This window comes from Bartonella sp. HY406 (genome assembly GCF_025449315.1).
Lineage (GTDB): Bacteria > Pseudomonadota > Alphaproteobacteria > Rhizobiales > Rhizobiaceae > HY038.
In genome coordinates, this window is sequence record NZ_CP104893.1 from 196,100 (window position 1) to 219,792 (window position 23,693).

The following is a 23,693-nucleotide window of genomic DNA, read 5'->3' on the forward strand; positions in this document are numbered from 1 at the left end:
TATAAGGCAATCTGATTAATTTTTCGCCAATATTTTTTTGCAGTAAATTATAATGGAATGTCGCAAAGATCTTGATTTAGGGCTTATGATTGGGGCTTTATCGTGGTGGCTTTTAAAAATTTGCTTTTATTTGTTAAAAAATCACGAAAAAATGACAGGTGATATATTAGGTGATTTTGCCTAAAAAATAATCAATTTGTTTAATTTGTCAAAAAATGATCGCCTCTTTTGCTATTTATTTTTCTGTCTTGGAAAACTACATGCTTTATTGCCAAAAACATCCCCATAAATTCAGTTGATCTTTAGAAACTTAAAATAGTCTATTGGGAATTGAAATTAAATCCATCTCATAGCTTTAGCATTGAGTATTATTAACTAATATAAATTTATGCAATTTGTGGCTTGGATGGCCTTTTATTTTCTTAATATAATATGCAAGGCATTTTTAGGGCCTTGGCAAGCAGCACAATGAAATTCAATGTTGAAATAGTTTAATTTCATGTTGAAAATTGTTTACCTTTTGCACTGCATGTCTAGGTCCTGAGCCTAGGAATAAAATATTCATTGTTTTTACTTTAGTAGAGGATGAATCACAATTTTATAAAACTCAATGCCAAAAGCGAATTGGTTCGAATGTTTAAGTAGAAAATGCCAATATTTCATTATATAAGTAATTTGTTATGTTATTAATTAAATAATCATATAATTTTAATTGAAATTTTGGAATTTTTTTCTATTTAGTCGCAAATTATTTTGAAATACCCAATTTCAGTGATAGACAAAGCTATCTTAATAGTTTCTTATAAGATTTAGCTGATATCATTGCAATCACTTATAGCGGAAGGGTTGCGTAAGCCCATTTGCCGATTATTTGTATATTTCGGGGGTGATAATACAACTATAGTGATATGATATTATGGCTGGGGTACCGTCTCCGATGGGTGAATTTTATATTCGCTCGTCGGAGATATATTGGTTTTAAAGTAATTTGATACCAAAAATTTGGAACCCTTTTTTATCGCTTTCTTTCTTAATTAGTCTAATAAGCATTTAATAAAGACATAAAGAGTTATCAATGTATGCAGATTGCTATTGATGACTTTACCTAAGATCTTATTCAAAATAATATTTATTCTAATTATAAGCCTAAATTGAAATGAAAAAGGCAGCATTAAACCGCCATTTTCAACAATTACAAATTTGTATTTTTAAAACTTTAGGCACTTAAAAGCACGTCATCAGTTTCTATCTTAGTAAAATGGCCACTTTCTTTATCAAGTACCCACAATTCACCATATAAAATATCAAACCAGGCAGCATGTAGTTGCAACAGCCCTGCTTTTTGGCGCTTTGCAATCCAAGGAAATGTGGAAAGATTGGCAAGTGAATAACGCAGTGAAATGCGCTCCAATGCGGTTTGCCGCTCAGCTGGTGACATTGACTTATCACCACTAACCGCCTCAGCAGACGGCTTTAACAACCCCATCCACCGGCCAATAAAATCGTCCGACGATAATGGTTTACTCTCCATATCAAGGGCAGCTCTTATTCCACCACAACGGCCATGCCCCATGACGACAATGTGCTTTACTTCGAGTGATTGTACTGCAAATTCAAGGGCGGCCGAGGTCGCGTGATATTCACCATCAGGCTGGAATGGTGGTACTTGGTTTGCAATATTGCGCATGACAAATACTTCGCCTGGATCCGTATCAAAAATTATTTCCGGTGCCGCGCGGGAATCGCAACAAGCAATCATCATAACTTCAGGCTTTTGCCCTTCAACCGCCAATTCCCTATAACGGTTTCGCTCACTGCTAAAGCGTGTTTGTACAAAATTTTTATAGCCATTTAGCAAATGTTCTGGAAACTCGTTCATTTCTGCCTCTATTTCTATTAAACTTGTGCGATTTTCTGTACCAAATCGCAAACATCTTTTTAACGTTAACGCCCCTATTATGGTTCCAGCATTTTTATTTGGTAGATAAAGCGCGCATGGTGATATGGGAGTGAGGGCGCATAAATAATGGATAGCTTTGTTCAAGCACCAATTCATTCGATTGTTTTTGTAACGTTGCACAAAGGCAATCAAAAACCGATGCAGTGGTAAATTGTAGGGCTGCCTTGGCACTCATTCCTGTAAGGTAATGACTTAAGAATAACGCCGACGTCAGATCGCCCAATCCATTAACAGGGTCTTTCACTATGCGGTGTTCGGCAAGCCAAATTTCACTGTCATGGACTAATAAATTGCCTGTTGCGTTTTTAAGCAGGGCTGCAGCCGATGTTATCAATACCATATCGCATTGGGTTGAGCGTGCGGCTTCAATAATATCTTCATTGCTATCAAGTTTTCGTCCCACCATCCATTCAAGTTCAGAACGATTAGGCTTAAGAATATTACAGAGCGGTACTAAATGATCTTTAATGGCTGTAGCTATATCCTCGCGCACATAAAGGCCACCCTCATCAGCCATGACAGGGTCGCATAAATAAGTTAGGTCTGGTCGCTTTTGCTTTAGCTTTTTTATGAGCTGGGCAGCAATTTCTACTTGCTTGGCAGAAGCAAAATAACCCGTCATGACCGCATCAATTTCAGTTGAATGAAGCGATGCTTCAATATCATCTGCAAAAGCAGAAAAATCTTCAATCGGGATATTTAAGCGATGCGCAACCCCGTGTCTTGGTTGCCAGGTCATAGTAACAGTCAACAAAGTCCAAACATGATGCCCTAATGTTTCAAGGGCAAAACCGGAAGAGCGCACACCAACCGTACCACGAATGACATGGCTCGAAATGAGCAAAATGGTTTTGCCCTGATCAATTGTTTCCATATTTGTGCACTCCTTAATCAAGTTAATTCGCATCCCAATATCTTTATGCGATTTTCATGCTTAAATATTTCATCGCTTAATTTAAGAGTATTAGGTGGCAAATTTTTTATCATATTAGTAGTGCCAGAATATGCGATGAGATAACAGCTATTTTTCTAGAATATTTTTAAAATTGTCTATTTTTAATCATAAGCAGCGATACGATAAGGTCTAAAATAGTATTTTAGCCTTTTGAAATATGATTTGTCTAATCAAATTGATTTTTAATTCTTATAGTTAAATCTGTCATTCTTTGCGCACAATAATTATAAATCGTTAGCCAAAGTACACGATGTTTGGTTATAATGAGACGGATTTTTAGTCTATGGGATGTGCATTTGATAAAGGCTTTTGAAAATGACGAATAAAAGTAAATTTTGGATTTTTTTTGTCGCCTTGTGGTTTGTTCCGGCATTTGCCTTGATAAGCACCATTTCAGCAGCCCATGCACAAGAACGAAAAACCTTATTTGATTTGCTTTTTGGTCCAAGGCAAGCTGCACCTAAAGCTATGCCTAGAAATAACAATCCCCCAACTCGCCGCAAACCAGTTAATAGGTCTCAACCTAAACCAAAGCCAGTCGCTACGCCGATAATTGTTACGCCCCAGATTGAAAAATTGACTGATGCTAAGAAGATTTTATTTCTGGGTGACTTTGTCGCAAGTGCAATGAGTGAGGGGCTTAATGAGATTTATGCAGATAATGCTAACTATCGGATTATAAAACGTACCGATGGTTCATCGGGCTTGGTGCGCGAAGATCATTATAATTGGCATGAGAATATAGCTAAGATTGTTAACGAGGAAGGGGCTGATATCATTATTTTTGTTATTGGTGCTAATGATCGTCAATCTCTTAAAATCAATCGGCAAACGATGGAGTTTGGTAGCCAAGATTGGGATAAAATTTATCAAGAGCGCGTTGCAGCTATTGTAAAAGATTTGGAAGCAACACAAAAGCCATGGCTTTGGGTTAGTCTGCCAAGTTTCGGTAAACCGCAATTACATAAAAGTTCAGGGCGGTTCAATGCATATTATAATGCGGCTATTGGTAATACAAATGGGCAATTTATCGATTTGTGGAGTGGCTTTGTTGATGATAAGGGCGCTTTTGCCTTATCTGGTTATGATATGAATGGGCAAACGGCACGCTTGCGTACAAATGATGGTATCAGCTTTACACCTGCTGGCCGGCAAAAGTTAGCTTTTTATGTGAAAGCGCCAATTGAAGCGATTTTTGGCAATCAACCAAGTCCTATTAAAACCGATAATGTGCTTGAAAATGAAGAGATTTCTCCAGTAAAACAACCAGCGAGTGCTCAGGCTCCGGCGATTAAAGTGGTCGCCCCCCAAAAGAAAATTACCCGTATTCCGCCGATGAGTTTAACTGACTTGCCACAAGATGGATCAGAATTAATTGGAAAAAATCCAAGTGGTAATAATCATATGCCGATTGGCCGAGCTATGGAACAAAGTGACCAAAAAGGGCGAGCAGATTATTTTGTAACGCCTTAGGTTAACTTTTATAAATTGCAGCCTCTGCTTAGTATGAAAGTGAAAGACTGCTATTTGCTATATTTTATCTACAGGTTAGTTTTTTCATTGGTAAGATGAGCATTATTGTTTTTGGCACACTCAATATTTGCTAGTTCTTGTACCAATTTGATTAAATCTTTTTGCCTTGAACCTTTGATGTGGTCAATATCATATTTATTAAGTGTTTTTGCACTATAATCATCAATTGTTTTTTCATCTAGATTATATTCAATAGATACATCAATATTTTGGTTAACCCAAAGACGATAATGTTCACAGCCTTGGTCTGGTATTGTATCCAATAAATAGACGCAATAAATATCATGATGCTGTTTTAAAAAATTCATAATCACATAGACAACTTCATTGCTATCATGATGATTAGCCATGAATATTAGATTACTTGCAATCAATTTTGCTCTTAATTCATGCTCGTTAAACTTCATAAACGTTAAATTTTCTTAGAAAATAAGTAAAGATTATATTTCATATAACGGAGTAATAATTAACTCATTGGAGCGGGTGAAGGGAATCGAACCCTCGTATTCAGCTTGGGAAGCTGCTGCTCTACCATTGAGCTACACCCGCATCGCGCTAGCAACTATTTCCAGTTGCGGTCATTGAAAAAACTCTCTATCATTTTTTTTAACCCCTGACAATCAAGCGATTTCTCTTTTCGCATCAAAATTTAAATAATTGCATGGACTGAGAATTTTTACATATGGGGATAAACTGGCCCTTCTCCCCCTTGTGGGCATGTCCAATTAATATTTTGATTGGGGTCTTTAATATCACATGTTTTGCAATGAAGGCAGTTCTGCGCATTAATAATGTAGTTTTCAATGCCATCTTTCTCAATCCATTCATAAACACCCGCAGGGCAATAGCGCATTGATGGCCCAGAAAAGATCTGCAATTCTGATGTTTTCTGTGTGTCTAATGATTGTACTTTTAAATGGCAAGGTTCATTTTCTTCATGATTGGTATTGGATAAAAAAACCGAGCTAAGTCGATCGAAAGTTAAAACATTATCTGGTTTTGGATAAGATATTGGTTGGTGTTTTTGCGCAGATTCCAAACATTGATAATCGGCTTTGCCATGGCTTAAAGTGCCAAAAAATGAAAAGCCCAATAAGCTTTGGCACCACATATCAAAACCGCCTAATTTAACACCAATCTTTGTTCCATATTTTGACCAAAGCGGTTTAACATTGCGCACCTTATATAAATCTTTACCAATATTACTATCGCGCCAAGTGGTCTCGATGTCCGTTACTTCATCATGGGCGCGCTTATCTTGAATTGCCTTTGCTATGAAATTGGCAGCATAAATTCCCGACAATACGGCATTGTGTGAGCCTTTGATACGCGGCACATTAACAAAGCCGGCGGAACAGCCGAGCAATGCGCCACCTGGAAAACTTAGCTTTGGAACCGATTGCCATCCGCCTTCGGTTATTGCTCGCGCACCATAGGCTATGCGCTTGGCGTTTTTAAAAGTTGGGGCAATAAGACTATGAGTTTTAAAACGTTGAAACTCATCAAAGGGTGATAAATACGGATTTTTATAATTTAAATGTACCACATAACCAACACTTACTTGATTATTTTCTAGGTGATATAAAAATGCGCCGCCACCGGTTTGATTGTCCAATGGCCAACCAGATGCGTGTTGTACAAGCCCCGGCCGATGTTGGGATGGATCAATTTCCCATAATTCCTTTATGCCAAGACCATATTTTTGCGGGTCGCAATCCTTGTCAAGTTTGAACCTATGTATAATCTGTTTGGCCAATGAACCACGAGCGCCTTCAGCAATAAGGGTGTATTTGCCAAGCAGCTCCATACCGCGCATATAATTGGCGCTAAGGCTACCGTCTTTTTCAACTCCCATATCACCAGTAGCAACACCAATCACAGCGCCGTCAGTATTATAAAGAACCTCAGTTGCGGCAAAGCCTGGATAAATATCAACACCCAAGGCTTCGGCTTGTACACTTAGCCATCGGCAAACATTGCCCAGCGATACGATATAATTCCCATGATTAGAAAGCATTTTTGGTATGATAAAAGCAGGTAATTTTTTGTAACTTTTTTCAGTTAACTCATAAAAATGATCGTCGGTAACCGGTGTTTTGAACGGATGACTTGTGTCATTGCGCCAGTCAGGTAACAAAGTGTCAATGCCAATCGGGTCCACAACTGCACCTGAAAGAATATGTGCGCCGACTTCAGCGCCTTTTTCCAAGACAACAACCGATAAATCGGCATTTAATTGTTTTAAGCGGATTGCTGCGGCAAGCCCTGCAGGTCCTGCGCCAACAATTACCACATCAAATTCCATGCTCTCACGGTCTGGAAGCGCATTTGTCATTGTCTATCTGTCCTTATTTCAAAGATGCGCGTTGGATATTAGCGCATTTTATTGGGCGCAGCTAAGGGAGAGCCGATAGGGAGTTAACCAAAACGGCTCATTGTAGCGAAATAGGTTTAACCTTAGTTTTTGAGAAAGCAGCTTAGCATTGATATTTCATCCAAATGGTTTTGAGACCGGTGAACTTATCAAGAGCATGGAGCGATAAATCTCGACCAAAACCAGATTGGCCAAAACCGCCAAAGGGAGTTTTTGCGCTTAATGCATCAACAGTATTGACGGAAACTGTGCCAGCCTTCAAATTGGCTGAAACGCGGTGTGCTCTTGAAAAATCATCCGTCCAAACTGAAGCTGCTAATCCGTAAATACTGTCATTGGCAATGGCAACGGCTTCGTCTTCATTTTCAAAGGCAATGATTGAGAGGACTGGCCCAAATATTTCTTCCTTGGCGATGACGCTGTCAGGCTTAACTTGATCAAAAATAGTTGGGGTGATGTAGCAACCCTTGTCATTTATCAAAATGCGATTTCCCCCGCTCACCAATCGCGCCTCGTTTTTACCCTTGGCTATATAATCCATTACTGTATTGGTTTGCCGCTCATCAACCATAGCTCCCATGCCAGAAGCAGGATCTAGTGGATCTCCCGGTTGCATTGTTTTTGATAAAGCAACAAGCCGTGCCACAAAATCATCATGAATGCTTTTTTCAACCAAAAGTCTTGAATTTGCTGAGCAGATTTCGCCTTGATTGAAAAATATTCCAAAAGCCGCCATTTCGGCAGCCTTATCAAGGTTTTTACAATCGGCAAAAATAAGGTTTGGACTTTTGCCACCCGTTTCGAGCCATACTTGCTTCATATTGGATTGACCAGAATATTGCATGAAGCGTTTGCCCGTAGCGGTTGATCCCGTAAAGGTTAAACAATCAACATCCTCATGTAAACCAAGAGCTTGTCCTGCAATAGCGCCCAATCCTGGCACTACATTTAATACACCTTCAGGTAAACCCGCTTCAATGGCAAGTTCGGCTAGCCGCAAGGCTGATAGGCTTGATTGTTCGGCAGGTTTTAACACAATAGAATTACCCGCCGCTAAGGCCGGCGCACATTTCCATGTTGCCATATCAAGCGGAAAATTCCATGGTACAACAGCACCAATAACGCCAAGCGGCACACGGCGCATCATGGCGAGATCACCCGCTTCAGTTGGTGCTATTTCATCATAAATCTTGTCGATAGCTTCACCATACCATTGAAAAATAGCTGCAGATCCTGGTACATCACCCATGTAGGCATCAACAACGCGCTTACCCATATCAAGGCAATCAAGCAAAGCCAATTCAACACTATTTTTGCGGATGAGGTCGGCAAGGCGTAAAAGTACCTCTTTACGCTTTTCTGGTGCCGCCTTGGACCAAATACCGCTTTCAAATGAGCGCCGTGCTGATTTAACCGCACGATCTATATCGCTAGCGCCGCCCGCGGCAATTTCTGCAATTTTTTCACCAGTAGCTGGATTGATACAATCAAAACGTTCGCCGTTTTTGGCTGCCACAAATTGACCATCGATGAAAATATCTTTGCGAAATGTTAGCTTCTTTGCGTCATTTTGCCATTGTTGATAGGTTCTATCGCCCATAATTGTTCTCCCTTTATTATTGTACTTGCTATGATTAGAGCGATTTTGTTAGTTCTGGAATAAGGTCAAAAAGATCGCCAACCAAGGCATAATCGGCAATCTGCATGATTGGTGCGTCTTCATCCTTGTTAATGGCAACAATAATTTTTGAATCTCCCATGCCGGCAAGATGTTGAATAGCACCAGAAATACCAACGGCAATATAAAGATCTGGCGCAACTATTTTACCCGTTTGTCCTACCTGCCAATCATTGGGGGCGTAACCCGCATCAACCGCCGCACGGCTTGCCCCAAGGGCTGCGTTAAACTTGTCGGCAAGGGGTAAAAGCAGTGATTGAAAGGCTTCTTTTGAACCAAGTCCACGTCCCCCTGATATAACCACTTTAGCCGAGTTAAGCTCGGGTCTATCACTTTTTGAGCCTTCATTTTTTAGGTGCTTAGTAAGGCAAGGATCATTTGCAGGTGCTACATGTTCTATCGGGGCAGAGCCACCATTTATAGCGGCAGTAAATGCAGATGTGCGCACGGTGATGACTTTTTTACTATCGGTTGATTGGACGGTTTCAACCGCATTGCCTGCGTAAATTGGTCGTTTAAAAGTGTCTGGCGACACAACGGCGATGATGTCCGATATTTGCATAACGTCAAGCTTTGCTGCAATCCGTGGTATAATATTTTTGCCCGTTGTCGTTGCCGCAGCCATGAATATATCATAGTGATCTGCTAAAGAAAGAATGGTGGCGGCAACCGGCTCTGCCATTTGATGGTCAAGATAATCTGCTTCACTCAAAATAACTTTGCGAATACCTAGCAATTGTGCTGCTTGCTCTGCTACTGTTTGAACATTGTTCCCGCAGATTAAAATGTCGATATCACCACCTATGGCTTGGGCGGCACTTAGCGCATTTGCGGTTTGCAACGATAGGTTTTGATTGTCATGTTCGGCCAATAAAAGAATTGTCATTTTGCTATCCTCCCTTAAAGCGCTGCATTTTTGGTTTTAATCTTGGCTACAAGTTCACTTATTGTTGCAACTTTAATTCCAGCTTTGCGCTTTGCTGGCTCTTCAACATTAAGGATTTTCAATCGCGGATTCAGCTCTATGCCAAAATCGCTCGCTTGCTTTTCTTCAATAGGTTTTTTCTTAGCTTTCATAATATTGGGAAGAGATGCAAATCGTGGTTCATTTAAACGCAAATCCACGCTGACAATCGCAGGAAGCTGTGCTTCAATAATCTCTAAGCCGCTATCAACTTCGCGCGTTACTTCAATCTTGTCGGCAAATACATCAAGTTTTGATGCAAAGGTAGCCTGTCCCCAATTTAGCAGCGCTGCTAGCATTTGCGCCGTCTGGTTGCAATCATCATCAATTGCTTGCTTGCCAAGTAAAACAAGATCAGGCTTTTCTTGTTCAATGATGGCTTTTAAAAGCTTAGCAATATTGAGTGGCTCTAAACGCTCATCACTTTTTATATGAATGGCCTTGTCCGCTCCCATGGCAAGGGCTGTGCGCAAGGTTTCTTGTGCGGCTTGCGGCCCAATAGACACCGCAGTAATCTCATCGGCTTTACCAGCTTCCTTTAACCGTACGGCTTCTTCAATTGCCACTTCATCAAAAGGATTGATCGACATTTTGACATTGGCAAGATCTACGCCACTACCATCACTTTTAACGCGTGGTTTGACATTATAGTCAATAACCCGCTTTACACCCACTAATATTTTCATTTTATTCCCTCAACTTATATTTATTATTTTAGACTTTCGATTTTATCAAAAGCATATCACTGCTTGCATAATGATAAAGTGCTTTCATGCTAAAAAAAATCAAACTAATGCATAGGAAAAATATTAATCTTAAGACAGCAAGCTGCATGCAGTGCCATTGAATTTTTAATATTGCTTATTTTTGCTTTTGATAGACTAAACGTCCGCCAACATAGGTAGCTAACACTTCTATATCAGCTAAATCATCAGGCGGAATTTCTAGTGGATTATGCGAAATAATGATAAGATCAGCTAATTTACCTTCACAAATTGACCCTTCATATTTTTCGCGGTGTCCTGCATAGGCAGCCCCTAATGTATAGGCATTTATAGCGTCCATTACGCTAATGCGCTGGTCTGGAACCCAACCATTTGCAGGTTCGCCATCACGGCTTTGTCTTAGCACTGCATTTCGAATACCAATAAAAGGATTAAGATCAACAATTGGCCAATCCGTACCAAAGGCAACAGCAGCGTCATGGTCAAGCAGCGATTTTATAGGAAAAGCGAGGGGTAAATTATCGGTGCCGGCGCGTGTTTCCCAAACGCCAACCATGCCTACCCATTGATCTTTGGGGTAGATCATTGCTGGTTGCATGGATGCAATGGCGTTTATGTGCTTGAAGCGACTTAAGTCTTGCGCCGCTGGAATTTCTACATGCTCAACCCTTGGCCGTTGTTGGCGTGATTGTTCAATGTCGCTTTCATAGCCATCAAGGGCAAAACTTATCGCTCCTCGCCCTATTGCATGCGACCAAATTTGCAAACCTGCTGCTTGTGCTTGATGAATGGCGGATTGATATGCCATGCTATCCCATAATAAATCACCATGTTCATTTATTTTATCATTATAGCCATCCGGCATATAAGCGGTGTGGGATTCTAAGACGCCATCAATGAAAAATTTCATTACTCTTGCATCAAGAAAATTATCCTTAAACCGCTTATGCCTTTCTAATGCAAGATTAAGTGTTTCTTTATCCAATACTGGCGGATTGCATAGGGTTGCTAGAGTAAAGCGCAAGGTCAATTCGTGATTGTTTCGCAATTTTTCTAAATGCGGCAACATTTCATCATCAAATCCGGCGCTTTGTACCCGTGTAATACCTAGTTTATTTGCTTCAATAATAGCAGTTTTTAGCATTGCTAATGTGTCATCATCACTGGCTTTTGGTATTTTAGCTTCAACGATTTTTGCGGCTTGTTCAATCAACCAACCTGTCGCGTTGCCGTCTTTATCACGGACAATTCTTCCGTTCTCTGGATCTTTAGTGTCTTTATCAATGCCGGCAAGTTGAAGGGCCTTGCTGTTTGCCCAAGCCGCATGGGCCATGCCAGAATAAAAGAAAACCGGCCGATCATTGACAATTTTATCAAGCATTGAGCGATGAAACTCTTTGCCCACCATGTCATCATAGCCATAGCTGAACTCCAAGCCGGTGATCCATTGGCGATGGGGATTATCCTTGGCATATTTTGCCAGTTTTTCTTCAACTTCAGCAAAGCTTTTTGCCTCGCGTAGCCCAATCATATCAAGATATTGCGATCCCCAAATAAAGTGCAAATGGGCATCAATAAAGCCCGGCATTAGGGTTTTGCCTTGCAAATCTATGATCTCTGCATCACTTTTGATCATGCTTGCAAGGTCGCTAAGGTCACCAACTTTTACTATAAGTCCTGCCTCGACCAAAACCGCTTCAGCCAAAACCGGTTCAAACTTGTTGCAAGTTTTCTCCATGGTTAAAATGACACCATTTTTAAAAAGCATTTGAGTCGCCATTTATATATCCACTTTTTTAGTTGAAGTTTAAAAGCACGATAGTGAATTGCGCCGCGTGCAATAATTAAAAGGATTAGCTGCACGCGGCAAAATTGAATAGCAATTGGTTTGCCTTTAACTTGCTAATGCGGTTACCTCGCGTCTAAAGGGTAAAGCATCACCAATATCTGGCTCGTCAAGTTCACGTGCAAAGCGGTGTCCTGCATAGGTTGCCCATGCAATCGGGCCTGGTGCTTCGGCATCGCCAAACACTTTAATTGTTTGGATGCCATGATCATTCCATTGATCGGGCATGGCTTTTAATGATTGCCAAAGCCCATCATTTTGTAAGCGTGATGTTACTAAAAGCACCTTATCAGCTGGAAGGGCAGATTGCTTGCCTGAATACACACATTCGCTAACCACCCCACCATTTTGAATTTGGGAGATTGAGCGATTTAAAATGATTTCAACGCCCATATCGACCAAACGACGATGAATGGTGGCTTGTTCTAGCGTGTTGCGTGTCCAATCAGAAACATAGGCGGATGGGGTAACCAGTGTTACTTGGCAACCTTGTTTGATTAAAAGCTCTGCCATAACGCCGCCCATATAATAATGGTCATCATCAAAAATAACCACATGGCCGGAAAGCTCCGCTCCTGCCATTAAATCATCAGGCGTATAAATTGGCATTGCCGCGTCAATCGGCATTGGCACCACATGGGCGCGTGCGACACCATCACGCCGCCAAGTCGAACCTGTTGCAATGGCAACATTATCAAAGCCAAATTCTAAAACATCATCTGCGGTAAGCTTACTATCAAAGTAAACTTCAACATTAGGCATTTGGCTAATTTGATATTCGCGGTAATCGCGCACACGCCCCCAAGCGGAAAGCCCCGGTAAACGACATTCTTTAGCAACGCGGCCACCAAGTTCAGTTCCAGCTTCGGCAAGCACGACTGTGTAACCACGAAGCCCAAGGGCTCTTGCTGCCTCCATGCCGGCGGGGCCTGCGCCAACTATCAACACGCTTTCGGTTGTGCCTTTTGCCTGCATACGCTCAGGGTGCCACCCCTTACGCCATTCTTCCATAAAGGTGGGGTTTTGTGTGCAGCGTGAAATTGACATGGTCATGTCGCCGGTTACGCAAATATTGCAGCCAATACATTCGCGAATATCCTCTATCCGCCCTTCCTCGATTTTTTTTGGCAAAAACGGATCAGCAATTGATGGGCGCGCACAACCAATAAAATCCAATACGCCAGACTTAATCATGCGCACCATAACATCAGGGGAAGTAAAGCGACCAACACCAACCACAGGCTTTTTGGTTAGATTGCGAATACCACTCACCAAATCTTCTTGGGCGGCTTCTTCTTTAAAGCGTGATGGGCCAGAGCAATCTTCCCATGCGCCATGGGCAAGATCCCACAAATCTGGAATATCGCCATTCATTTCAATCATGTCACGTACTTCAGCATTGGAAAAGCCAAGATCGCTAATCATTTCGTCTAATGAAATACGCAAAGTAAGGCCGCAAGTATCACCAATGGCATCACGTCCTTCCTCGATGAGTTCACGCATGAGGCGCGATCGATTTTCAAGACTGCCGCCATATTCATCTGTGCGTTGGTTGGTGGCCTTCGATAGGAAATGTTGGATAATACCAAAACCATGGGCACCATAAAGGCAAACAAGATCAAAGCCTGCTTGCTTGGCACGCAAAAAGGCATTTTTATGCCAGCGACGTAAATCCTTAATATCTTGCTTATCCATGGCGCGCGCTTGCACCGGATCATTAGTGAATGTGCGGATCGGCAAGGCGCTTGGGCCGCGTGGTACTTCCTTGGTATAAAGATTAGGGCCATTTATGCCAGAATAAGCTAATTGTATGCCAGCTAATGCGCCATGCTCATGCATAGCGTCAGCCATACGGGCGAGTGCTGGAATATCTGCGTCATCCCAAAGGCGAAGTTCAATAAAAGGGGTGATTTCCGATGTGTGATGCATTTCTGTTTGTTCAGTAAAAATAACGCCCCAACCGCCTTCTGATTTCATCCGGCGCATGGTTGCAGCAGCCGTTGGATCACGATAGCCACCACCATTACAATGGGGTACTTGGTAAAAGCGGTTTTTAGCCGTAACTGGGCCAATTTTCATTGGTTCAAACAAAATGTCATAACGTGGGTCACGCATCGATCCCCTCCTTCTTCCGTATTTAAAACGGTATTTTTGTTAAAGTTTTCTATTCTTAGTCCTTAGAGATCTTGCTGATTTTTTCATTGAATTTGGACAAAATCCCTATAAAATTGGCAGCTTATATTGTTCGATCCTTACATATAAAACGTGATGCTTTCTCCGCTATCATCATGGTTGGCGCACTTGTATTGCCGCTGATTAAAAATGGCATGATCGATGCGTCTGCAACTCTAAGATTGTCCATGCCATGAATTTTAAGGCTTAAAGGATCAACGACTGACGAGCGATCGGTTCCCATTTTGCAGGTGCCAACAGGATGATAAACGGTAAGGGCTTTTGCGCGTAAATAGGCAAGCAATTCGTCATCACTTTGAACATTTTTTCCAGGAAGCATCTCACTGCCGGTAAAAGGCGCAAAAGCACTATTTGCCAAGATTGAACGAGCGATTTTTATGCCATCAACCAAAATGGCTGCATCTTGCTTTGCACTCAAGAAATTGGGGTTAATATCAATTTTTAGCTCGGTATTATCGCGCCTTATTGTTATTTCGCCGCGGCTTTGGGGACGCAGCACACAAGTATGGATTGCATAACCATGACCATATTCCATAAGGCGACCGCGATGGCTGCGGTAGCCTGGGACAAAATGAAATTGAATATCAGCAAGATCAGTAAAATCGCCAAGATCACTTGCATAACGGGTTTTGGCAAAGCCACCAGCTTCAACATAGTTGGTGGTTAGCATTCCTTTTCGCTGCATAAAATATTGCAAAGGTGCAGCAAGCATTTTGGGTAAATTTTGCATCGATAGGCCTAAAGTTTTAGGGCTTTTCGAGCGCACAGTTATCATGGCGTCAATATGGTCTTGTAAGTTTTTGCCAACGCCTTGAATATCGGCTTTAACTTCTATACCTTGCTGGGTAAGCTCATTTGCTGGGCCAATGCCCGATGCAAGCAAAATTGCTGGCGAGGCAATGGAACCTGCAGTCAATATAGCTTCGCGCCGCACTTCAATGCTGGTTTCAATATTATTTTTTTTGATAACAACACTTGTTACTTTCTTATTGAGAATTTCTAATTTTTTAACATTGCATCCTGTCCAGATGGTAAGGTTTTTGCGCTCTAAGCACGGTTTTACATAGGCATCATAAGCACTAAAACGTTGACCGTTTTTTTGGGTTACATTATAAATACCTACGCCATCAAAACTATTGCCATTAAAATCTAGATTGGTTGGCAAATTCAATGCATTGCCAGCTTTGACAAAAATATGGGATAGCAGATTGGCATCGCGCGGATTATCCACTAAAAGCTCGCCATCAAAGCCATGATATTTTGGGTCTTGGTGAAGTAAATTATGTTCAAGATCCTTAAATATAGGCAAAACATCTTCATAAGACCAGCCAAGGCAATCATGGCGTGCCCAATGATCGTAATCAGCAGCGCAACCCCTAATATAAATCATCGAGTTGATGATGGTTGAACCGCCAAGCCCTTTACCACGATTCATGGGTATGCGGCGATTATTAAGGTGCTTTTGCGGGGTGGAGGCAAAGCGATAATCAAATTGTTCTCGGCCATACATGGCAAGGATGCCAGCAGGAATTGTGGTTCTCCAGCTCTTTTGCTCTTGCCCCATTTCAAGCAGTAAAACCTGATATTTAGGATCAGCGCTCAAACGGTTAGCAACAACGCAGCCCGCTGCGCCTGCACCTATGATGATATAATCAAATGCGTTGCCATTCATTTATAATCTCCGCCAATTATTAACGTAATTGGACATTTGATTGAAACAAAAGCGCATATTTTAATTTAAAAAAATGCGCTTTCACATTCATGAATTACTGCAATAATTGCGTCCAAACCTTGGTAACCAAGTCTTGTGCAGCAGGTGAGCAGGCTTGTTGCATTTTGATTTCAACCGTTGGAAATAGTTCTGGTGCAACATCCTTATTATTGACAGCTTTGCTTTCATCAATTTTGAGCGGTGATGAATGGCCATAATAATTAGTTTGGATGGTGGCATTTTCTTGCGTTGCCATAAATTCTATAAATTTGATGGCATTGTCTTTATGGGGGGCATTTTTAGGTATAACGAAAGAATCCATCCAACCAACAAGACCTTCTTTGGGCATGGCATATTCAATATTGACCTTGTCATTTCGGCGAACGCGCATTGAATTGCCATCCCACCAAAAATGCATGGCAACCTCACCACCACCAATGCGGTTTTCAATATTATCACTGGAATAAACAGCGACATAATCTTTCTGTGCCTTTAAAAGATCGAGAATTTTTTTCATTTCAGCGGGGTTTTCACTGCAATAGGGAATACCAAGATAATTTTGTGCGGCTGAAATAACTTCGTCAGGTTGGGCAAGGCTTGCAATTCTGCCGCGCAAATCTGCGCTTGGTTCAAAATAAACCTTCCAACTGTCAATTGGCCCTCTATATTGATCGCGGTTTACCGTAAAGCCAGCCGTTCCATAGGAAAATGGAAAGGAATATTCATTGGTTGGATCCCACCACTGATTAAACCATTTTTTATCCACTTGCTGAAATGCCGGCAGTGATTTCATGTCAACATTTTCAAGCAGATTGCTATCAATCATAATTTTTACAAAATGCTGTGATGGGGTGATCAAATCATAACCTGATGAACCCGCCTGCAATTTGGTTAAAACATCTTCATTAGATGTGAAGCCATCAACTGAGACTTTAATTCCAGTTTCCTTTTCAAATTTTTTGATGAGTTCTGGCGAAACGGAATCTGCCCAAACAAAAAGATTTAAATTCTTTGATTGGGCAAAGACGGCTTCACTCAAAGAAAAAACGCTGATTCCCGCTAGTATCAATGATGCGGTAAATTGCTTAAACTGTCTATGTTTCATATTGTTCCCCTTTTTGTGGCTTTATGCGTCTATTTACTCTTGCGTTGCAGGATGAAAGAAAAACTGGCAATAATCACCGATATGATCATAATCAAAGTGGATATGGCATTAAGTTCAGGTGTAACACCTTGTTTAATCAGCGAATAAATATAAATCGGTAAAGTTGTGCCACCGCCAGAATTTAATAGATTACTGGTGATGAAATCATCAAGTGAGATAACAAAGGCCAGCATTGCACCGGCAAAAACACCCGGTAATATTAAAGGCAGCGTCACACGGCGAAAGGTTGTCCATGAATTGGCATATAGATCATTTGATGCTTCACTTAGCTCTTTATCCATGCCTTGCATGCGCGCCCTTATCGGCAAAAAGGCAAAGGGGATACAAAAGGTGGTATGGGCGATAATTAATTTAAGTTTGCCATTCACAATGCCAAGTTCAGAAAACAAAATGAGTACTGCTACGGCGACGACAATTTCAGGCAAGAGCAAGGGTAAATTGACGATGGTTTCCGATATTCTGCGAAACCGCATTTGCTGACCGCGTGAAAGAACTAAAGCTGCCATTAGCGCAATAATAGTTGAAAACAATGTTGCACAAAAGGCAACCTCTAATGAGGTTTTAACCGCTTTTAGTAGATTGGTATTTTGTAAAGCCGATGCATACCAATCCAATGAGAACCCACCCCAATTGCTGGCAATACGGCTTTTATTAAATGAGAAAAACACCACCACAGCGATTGGCAAATAAAGATATAGAAAAAAGATTAAGGTAAAAACGCCAAAGCCCGGATAACGGCGAACATCTGTATTTTTCATGACAGTGCCCTTTTCTCGTGGTTTATCGAGCGCATGCCCTGAATAATCAGAACGATGACAACGCTCACCATCAACACAATGGCAAATGCCGAGCCAAGTGGCCAGTTGCGCCCTGCGCCAAATTGTAATTGAATAAGACTACCCATAGTCATATTCTTACCGCCGCCAAGGATCATTGGTTCTAATACTGCGCCAAGGCTTGGAACAAAAACGAGGATAGAGCCAGCAACAATGCCCGGTCTGCATAGCGGCAGAATAATTTTGCGAAGGCAGATTAACCTGCTGCCATAAAGATCATGCGAGGCTTCAATTAACGAGCGATCAAGCTTTTCAACACTGGTGAAAATCGGCAAGATCATGAGTGGAATGTAAGAATAAACCATGCCCACTAGCATTGCGCCATCATTGAATAAAAGCGTGCCATTTTCGTCAATAAGACCAAGCATATAAAAGGCTTTTTGGATAAAGCCGCCATTGCCCAAAAGAATTGTCCAAGCATAAACCCGAATAATCATCGAAACCCAAAAGGGTAGGGTTACCAACCATATGAGCAACATTTTACGTTTGGCATTTTGCAACGCAATGAAATAAGCCGCCGGAAAAGCTAGCAGCAAACAAATAAGCGTTGTTGCCATGGATAGTAGGATTGTGCGCCCTACAATGATAAGATATTGCGGATTAAACTCTAATTCATCTGTCCAGCCTATATTAAACAGCAAGGAACGATACGCTTCTGTGGTAAAAATATAATCAAAACCACCATAGGGGCCGCGCGTTGAAAATGACACCACGACCACAATAGCAATTGGAATAATCAGCGTTACTATCATCACAAGATAGGCAGGGGCTAAGCCAAAATAGGATTTATTGATAGGTTTCTTGATCATGAGCGTAATATCCTAACCGAGTTAGGACTAAAGCCGATACGCGTCGTTGAGCCAATTTGAAAAAGAGGATCACCGCTGACATTATTGCGTTTAGAAACACACAAAATGCTATCGCCAACACTAATTGAATATTGGGTATATGCACCCAAATAGTTAACGTCAATTATTGTGCCATCAACAGTAATATCCCCCTCATTGAGGATAAAATTGATTTTTTCAGGCCGCAGGGATGCACTGGTTTTTGAGCCTTGGCTTAAATTTTGCTGATTGACAAAAATAGGCGCACAAAAAGGTAGCTTAATTTCAGCCTTATCGTCTTTTACCGACGAAATAGTAACATCAAAAAAATTGGTAGCACCAATAAAATCAGCTACAAATTTATTTTCAGGAAACTCATAAATTTCACTTGGGGCGCCGATTTGCTGAATACGACCATTGCCAAGAACGCAAATGCGATCAGACATATCAAGCGCTTCTTCTTGATCATGGGTAACAAAAATAAATGTAATACCAGTCTTGCGTTGTAATTGCCGAAGTTCGTTGCGCATGGCTTGGCGCAATTTAAGATCAAGCGCAGATAAAGGCTCATCCAATAACAGCACTTCAGGCTCTGGTGCTAAAGCGCGTGCCAAGGCTATTCTTTGACGTTGACCGCCAGATAATTCTGCGGGATAACGCGCGGCATAATCGCCCATATGGACAAGATTTAGCATTTCTTCAACACGGGTCGCGGCCTTCTTTTGCTCCCATTTTAGATTTTGCAAACTATAGGCAATATTATCATAAAGGGTCATATGCGGAAAAAGTGCATAATTTTGGAAAACCGTATTAACCCGCCTCTTATGGGGAGGCTGATTAGCAATATCTTGACCGCGTAATAAAATACTGCCTTGGGTTGGCTGCTCAAATCCAGCAATCATCCGCAATAAAGTTGTTTTGCCGCAACCTGATGGACCAAGCAGCGTAAAAAATTCATTATCATTAATATGGAAATTAACCGGCGTTAACGCATGATATTTTCCATAAATCTTCGAAACATTTTTAATTTCGATAGCTTTTCCATTGCTCATTAGCTATTCCCCACATAGGTGAAATATTCTATCGTGTGAAAGAAGTGCATTTAGGCAAACTTCGTTTCACATCATGATGGACAGGCTCTGGCCTTTCACAAGACAAGAGAAATATTAAATAGAAGCAATGGGATAGTTTTGCTAAGCTGCAAAATATTTCATTGTTCCGCCTCATTTTTATTGTTCGCTTATAATTGCGATTGGTTTTAATATATTTCAGTTGGAAAATAAGGAAATTAGAAAAAAACTAAAGCATGTATAGTTTTTATCGTTTCTAAACTGCAGATGATTTGCAATAGATCTAATAGATAGAATAAGACACGGCAAAGTGTGCCTTCTTTTAGCTTTATAAAACCACTTTAAATTTTTGTTGGTTACAAGCTTTCAACCATATTGCGCATTTGCGTTTCATTCATTTCAAAAACAACAGGGCCATTGGTATAGATCAGCAAGCCCTTAAACTGCTTATTGGGATAAATTTCACCGAGTAATTTACGATAAAGCGCCATTTGTAAAATATATCCATCTGGCACTTCATTCATGCTTTCTGGTACTTGGCCAGTTTTAAAGTCAGCAAAAAGAACATGAGCGTCATCAACCACTAAACGGTCAATCTGGCCCGATACAGGACGTTGTTTACCGCGCACATCAACAACCCCCATTAAGGCAACTTCTGCTTGGCTTTGCTGTGAAAAAAGCTGCCTGAACTGGGGATTATCCAACACATCGAAAATCATTTTTTGCATTTGTTGCCGTGACTTTTCGTCAAAATGGCCTGCTTGTTTAGCAAGATAATTTTGCGTGAGTGCGCGCCTTTTATCCTCTGCAACATCAGGTAAATATTGCAATAATGTATGGATAAGTGTTCCACGCTCTAAGCTCGTTGGTACTTGGCTTTGCTCAGTTTTTTGAAAGATTGGTGAAATGCTCATGCCATGAGGGTCGATATTGGGAGCATCTTCAATCAAAATACTGGCTTTTGATGGTGACAATGGGCGCGGCAAGCCTTGTTCTGCTGGTGCGCGTTGCAAAAGATAATTGGGCATATCAAAATGCTGCATAACTTCCTCCACCACTTTTTCTTTATTATACATGCCAAGCTGCGGCGGCGTTATTTGATAGCGATAGGCGGTTATCCCGTCAACGGGCGAGGATATTTCTACCATTTCATTTTGCAAAGCATCTTTTACAAGATCAAGCCATGTGCCTGTGGTTGGGCGGTTACTTTTATAGCCACAAACAATCAGGCGGTCTTCAGCTCTTGTCATGCCAACATAAAGCAAACGGCGATATTCTTCCGCCGCCCGTTGTTTAAGTCCGTCAATTGCTTCGCCAATTAAAGCGGTTTTATAATCACTTGATGGCTGCCATAATAAAACCGTCTCGATTGTTTGCCCTTTGGCTGTGCTATCCACCTCGATCAATTTTGGCTCGTGCTGGCTGTTCCAAATACGGCTGCCAGAATCAACAAGGAAAACCACAGCCGCTTCTAAACCCTTGGCCGCATGTACCGTCATAATACGTACTTCATTGCGGCTTTGGTCCATCTCACGCTTAATTTCGGGCTGTGCCTCAGCTAAGGTTTCCAAAAATGCTTGTAAGCCGGGAAGTCCGGTTTTTTGCACCGCAAGCGTATAATCCATAAATGCATCCAGCACATCACTGGCTTCATTGCCAAGACGGGCTAAAATATCACGCCGCCCATGATGCTCACTTAAAATGCGGCTATAAAATTCATAAACTGGAGTAATGTCAGCAAGGCCGCGCAATTCTTCCAATAAATCATAGGCACGTTGATATTTGGGGTCATTACCCGCTTGCTGTTCTAATGCGCGATAGAGTAGGTCACTGCGTTCTGCTGCAATTTTTAAAAGATCATTTTCATTCAATCCAAAAATTGGACTTTTTAACACTGCCGCCAATGATAAATCATCATAGGGTTGTAAAACGAACCGCCCCAAGGCAACAAGATCACGAACGGCAATATGATCAGCAAGGCGCAAACGATCAGCCCCTGCAACGGCGATATGCAGGTTTTTAAGTTCACGTGAAAGGGCATGAACAAATTGGTCGCGTTTACGCACTAAGACCATAATATCACGCGGTGTAATCAAGCGATTTTTGCCAGCAATCACCTCGCCATTATCAAGCCAATGCTTGATGGTTAAAGCCATTTGCCGCGCTAATTTAATAGCGGGAGCCGCCAATTGATCGACCGGCTCGCGCCAATCTTCCGGCTCACTTACCTCATCAGGCGTTAAGGCTTCCCAAACATCAACCTCGCCCGGTTCATCTTTTCGCACTGGCTCATGAATGGTCTTTTCATTTTCAGCACTTAAGCCTTGATAATTTTGTGGATGCTCAAAAACATGATCAACCGCGTTTAAAACATCCGCAGTGGAGCGGAAAGAAAAATCGAGCCGCAATTTTTTAAAACCAAGCTTGGCAGCAAGGGCGCGCTTTTCAACTGCACGGCCATTTTGGGCAAAGTCCTCAGGTATTGCCCCTTGGAATGAATAGATGGATTGCTTCTCATCACCCACCGCAAACAAGGTGCGCCGTTCATTGCGGGCAGTTGTCCCAGAAAAAAACTCTTCTGATAATAGCCGAATAATTTGCCATTGTGCGGGACTCGTATCTTGCGCTTCATCAACCAGAATATGGTCAATACCACGGTCAAGCTTATATTGTACCCATTCGCCTGCGCCTTTGCGTTTAAGCATTGCTACGGTTTTATGGATAAGGTCATCAAAATCCAAAAAGCCACGGCGTTTTTTAAGGCGGTTATATAGGCTGTTTAATGCGTCCACTAGCACATAGGCCGCTTGATTAAGCCCCACCAGATCAACCGCGCAAATGGCATCGATCAGTTGCAAAACATGATCATGCTTTTCGCCAAATTCATCTATCGCGTCAGGTGCGACGGCTTGGACGGCTTTAGTAAAAATGGTTTTTGGGCTGCGAGCCTTACCTTGGCCAGTAAAATAAATATCATGAGCGAGATCTTTGAAATTTCGCCAATTGGCCTCTGTGGCCAAAGCCTCGATGCGATCACAAAATTTTTCCATATTGCTACCGCCAGCACTTAAAAACAAAGCAATGCGGTCGGGCGAATAAAGAGCTGCTTGTTTTAAAGCATAGCTTAAATTTTCAAGATTATCGCTGGCTTTAACTCCAAAAATTTGACGAAAAAACTCAATTCCTTGTTCGCGCCAGCGTAAAAGTGGTTCGCTTAAGGATTGGCGTTTATATATAGCTTCATTTAATAAACGATCTAGCCCAAACTCACCTACCGTTGATAGAATAAGATCAAAAGCTTGGCTTAATGCTTCATCATCACGCTTATAGGCAGTTTCAAGGATAAGGCGCTTTGCTTCGCCAATAAGGGCGATTTGGCGCATATCATCAATCATTTCAAAATGACCAGCAATATTGGCTTCAACGGGAAATTGATGCAAAAGTGCTTCACAAAAAGCGTGAATGGTTTGTATTTTTAAGCCGCCTGGTGTTTCAAGCGCATGGGCAAATAATTTGCGTGCGGCAGTGATGCGCAATGTATCTGGCTTTTTATGCTCTAATTTTTGTAGTGCTTCGCCAAGTTCCTCGTCGCTAATGCGCGTCCACTGCGATAGGCGCGAAAATATACGCGTTTGCATTACCGCCGCCGCCGCCTTAGTATAAGTAAGACATAATATGCGCGATGGCGGTGTTCCAGTAAGCAAGATACGAATGACACGCTCGGTCAAAACATGGGTTTTACCCGACCCAGCATTGGCCGACACCCAAACACTGGTATTGGGATCAGATGATTGCGCTTGGGCTTCCAAGGCTTTGGTGGGGATTTTGCCGGAAATTTTACTTGTTGCTTTCATGG

General features: G+C 41.7%; 16 protein-coding genes and 1 tRNA gene. 1 reads left to right on the forward strand and 16 read right to left on the reverse strand.

Annotation, left to right across the window (positions count from 1 at the left end; all coding sequences use genetic code 11):
- Nucleotides 1-1,216: 1,216 nt before the first annotated feature.
- Together N6B01_RS00725 and pdxY are read right to left on the reverse strand one after the other, a co-directional pair.
- Nucleotides 1,217-1,879 (reverse strand): carbonic anhydrase, encoded by a 663-nt coding sequence (locus tag N6B01_RS00725; protein WP_262079448.1) that lies wholly within the window; start codon nt 1,877-1,879, stop codon nt 1,217-1,219.
- A gap of 94 nt (nt 1,880-1,973) precedes the next feature.
- Nucleotides 1,974-2,834 carry a pyridoxal kinase gene (gene pdxY / locus N6B01_RS00730; protein WP_262079450.1) on the reverse strand — a complete coding sequence of 287 codons (861 nt, stop codon included), beginning with the start codon at nt 2,832-2,834 and terminating at the stop codon, nt 1,974-1,976.
- A gap of 396 nt (nt 2,835-3,230) precedes the next feature.
- On the opposite strand from pdxY, the gene N6B01_RS00735 reads away from it, so the two are divergent.
- A complete protein-coding gene (locus tag N6B01_RS00735) occupies nt 3,231-4,388 on the forward strand; it encodes an SGNH/GDSL hydrolase family protein (RefSeq protein WP_262079452.1) in 1,158 nt (385 codons plus the stop codon).
- A gap of 68 nt (nt 4,389-4,456) precedes the next feature.
- Here the strand turns inward: N6B01_RS00735 and N6B01_RS00740 are convergent, their stop codons facing one another.
- The 14 genes from N6B01_RS00740 to addA all read right to left on the reverse strand — a co-directional run bounded on the left by N6B01_RS00740 (nt 4,457) and on the right by addA (nt 23,691).
- A complete protein-coding gene (locus N6B01_RS00740; protein WP_262079453.1) occupies nt 4,457-4,798 on the reverse strand; it encodes a hypothetical protein in 342 nt (113 codons plus the stop codon).
- A 125-nt stretch (nt 4,799-4,923) separates the two neighbouring features.
- Nucleotides 4,924-4,997 (reverse strand) — tRNA-Gly (locus N6B01_RS00745).
- A gap of 127 nt (nt 4,998-5,124) precedes the next feature.
- Nucleotides 5,125-6,783, reverse strand: a complete 1,659-nt coding sequence (locus tag N6B01_RS00750; RefSeq protein WP_262079454.1) for an electron transfer flavoprotein-ubiquinone oxidoreductase — start codon at nt 6,781-6,783, stop codon at nt 5,125-5,127.
- A 142-nt stretch (nt 6,784-6,925) separates the two neighbouring features.
- On the reverse strand, nt 6,926-8,422 hold the full coding sequence (locus N6B01_RS00755; protein ID WP_262079455.1) for an aldehyde dehydrogenase: 1,497 nt from the start codon (nt 8,420-8,422) through the stop codon (nt 6,926-6,928).
- A 34-nt stretch (nt 8,423-8,456) separates the two neighbouring features.
- Nucleotides 8,457-9,386 (reverse strand): electron transfer flavoprotein subunit alpha/FixB family protein, encoded by a 930-nt coding sequence (locus tag N6B01_RS00760; protein ID WP_262079456.1) that lies wholly within the window; start codon nt 9,384-9,386, stop codon nt 8,457-8,459.
- A 14-nt stretch (nt 9,387-9,400) separates the two neighbouring features.
- The gene (locus tag N6B01_RS00765; protein WP_262079457.1) at nt 9,401-10,150 is read right to left on the reverse strand and encodes an electron transfer flavoprotein subunit beta/FixA family protein; all 750 of its coding nucleotides are present in this window, start codon (nt 10,148-10,150) and stop codon (nt 9,401-9,403) included.
- 175 nt (nt 10,151-10,325) lie between these two features.
- Nucleotides 10,326-11,957 carry an amidohydrolase gene (locus N6B01_RS00770; RefSeq protein WP_262079458.1) on the reverse strand — a complete coding sequence of 544 codons (1,632 nt, stop codon included), beginning with the start codon at nt 11,955-11,957 and terminating at the stop codon, nt 10,326-10,328.
- Nucleotides 11,958-12,083: 126 nt separating this feature from the next.
- Nucleotides 12,084-14,150: an oxidoreductase gene (locus tag N6B01_RS00775; protein WP_262079459.1), complete on the reverse strand. Its 2,067-nt coding sequence runs from the start codon at nt 14,148-14,150 to the stop codon at nt 12,084-12,086.
- A gap of 121 nt (nt 14,151-14,271) precedes the next feature.
- The gene (locus N6B01_RS00780) at nt 14,272-15,900 is read right to left on the reverse strand and encodes a GMC family oxidoreductase (RefSeq protein WP_262079460.1); all 1,629 of its coding nucleotides are present in this window, start codon (nt 15,898-15,900) and stop codon (nt 14,272-14,274) included.
- A gap of 94 nt (nt 15,901-15,994) precedes the next feature.
- Complete coding sequence (locus tag N6B01_RS00785) at nt 15,995-17,044, reverse strand: extracellular solute-binding protein (RefSeq protein WP_262079461.1); 1,050 nt, start codon at nt 17,042-17,044, stop codon at nt 15,995-15,997.
- A 29-nt stretch (nt 17,045-17,073) separates the two neighbouring features.
- The gene (locus N6B01_RS00790; RefSeq protein ID WP_262079463.1) at nt 17,074-17,862 is read right to left on the reverse strand and encodes an ABC transporter permease; all 789 of its coding nucleotides are present in this window, start codon (nt 17,860-17,862) and stop codon (nt 17,074-17,076) included.
- Nucleotides 17,859-18,749, reverse strand: coding sequence for an ABC transporter permease (locus tag N6B01_RS00795; protein ID WP_262079464.1), 891 nt, complete (start codon nt 18,747-18,749; stop codon nt 17,859-17,861). The genes N6B01_RS00790 and N6B01_RS00795 overlap by 4 nt, the downstream gene beginning before the upstream one ends.
- On the reverse strand, nt 18,746-19,819 hold the full coding sequence (locus N6B01_RS00800; protein WP_262079465.1) for an ABC transporter ATP-binding protein: 1,074 nt from the start codon (nt 19,817-19,819) through the stop codon (nt 18,746-18,748). Before N6B01_RS00800 ends, N6B01_RS00795 begins: the two co-directional genes overlap by 4 nt.
- Nucleotides 19,820-20,193: 374 nt before the next feature.
- Complete coding sequence (addA, locus tag N6B01_RS00805) at nt 20,194-23,691, reverse strand: double-strand break repair helicase AddA (protein ID WP_262079466.1); 3,498 nt, start codon at nt 23,689-23,691, stop codon at nt 20,194-20,196.
- Nucleotides 23,692-23,693 lie beyond the last annotated feature (2 nt).

What these genes read in the sequence shown, in the direction of transcription:
- N6B01_RS00750 (WP_262079454.1), bottom strand. Translation starts at nt 6,783, where the DNA reads ATGACAAATGCGCTTCCAGACCGTGAGAGCATGGAATTTGATGTGGTA.
- N6B01_RS00755 (WP_262079455.1), bottom strand. Translation starts at nt 8,422, where the DNA reads ATGGGCGATAGAACCTATCAACAATGGCAAAATGACGCAAAGAAGCTA.
- N6B01_RS00785 (WP_262079461.1), bottom strand. Translation starts at nt 17,044, where the DNA reads ATGAAACATAGACAGTTTAAGCAATTTACCGCATCATTGATACTAGCG.
- N6B01_RS00765 (WP_262079457.1), bottom strand. Translation starts at nt 10,150, where the DNA reads ATGAAAATATTAGTGGGTGTAAAGCGGGTTATTGACTATAATGTCAAA.
- N6B01_RS00795 (WP_262079464.1), bottom strand. Translation starts at nt 18,749, where the DNA reads ATGATCAAGAAACCTATCAATAAATCCTATTTTGGCTTAGCCCCTGCC.
- N6B01_RS00790 (WP_262079463.1), bottom strand. Translation starts at nt 17,862, where the DNA reads ATGAAAAATACAGATGTTCGCCGTTATCCGGGCTTTGGCGTTTTTACC.
- addA (WP_262079466.1), bottom strand. Translation starts at nt 23,691, where the DNA reads ATGAAAGCAACAAGTAAAATTTCCGGCAAAATCCCCACCAAAGCCTTG.
- pdxY (WP_262079450.1), bottom strand. Translation starts at nt 2,834, where the DNA reads ATGGAAACAATTGATCAGGGCAAAACCATTTTGCTCATTTCGAGCCAT.
- N6B01_RS00775 (WP_262079459.1), bottom strand. Translation starts at nt 14,150, where the DNA reads ATGCGTGACCCACGTTATGACATTTTGTTTGAACCAATGAAAATTGGC.
- N6B01_RS00780 (WP_262079460.1), bottom strand. Translation starts at nt 15,900, where the DNA reads ATGAATGGCAACGCATTTGATTATATCATCATAGGTGCAGGCGCAGCG.
- N6B01_RS00800 (WP_262079465.1), bottom strand. Translation starts at nt 19,819, where the DNA reads ATGAGCAATGGAAAAGCTATCGAAATTAAAAATGTTTCGAAGATTTAT.
- N6B01_RS00725 (WP_262079448.1), bottom strand. Translation starts at nt 1,879, where the DNA reads ATGAACGAGTTTCCAGAACATTTGCTAAATGGCTATAAAAATTTTGTA.
- N6B01_RS00740 (WP_262079453.1), bottom strand. Translation starts at nt 4,798, where the DNA reads ATGGCTAATCATCATGATAGCAATGAAGTTGTCTATGTGATTATGAAT.
- N6B01_RS00760 (WP_262079456.1), bottom strand. Translation starts at nt 9,386, where the DNA reads ATGACAATTCTTTTATTGGCCGAACATGACAATCAAAACCTATCGTTG.
- N6B01_RS00770 (WP_262079458.1), bottom strand. Translation starts at nt 11,957, where the DNA reads ATGCTTTTTAAAAATGGTGTCATTTTAACCATGGAGAAAACTTGCAAC.
- N6B01_RS00735 (WP_262079452.1), top strand. Translation starts at nt 3,231, where the DNA reads ATGACGAATAAAAGTAAATTTTGGATTTTTTTTGTCGCCTTGTGGTTT.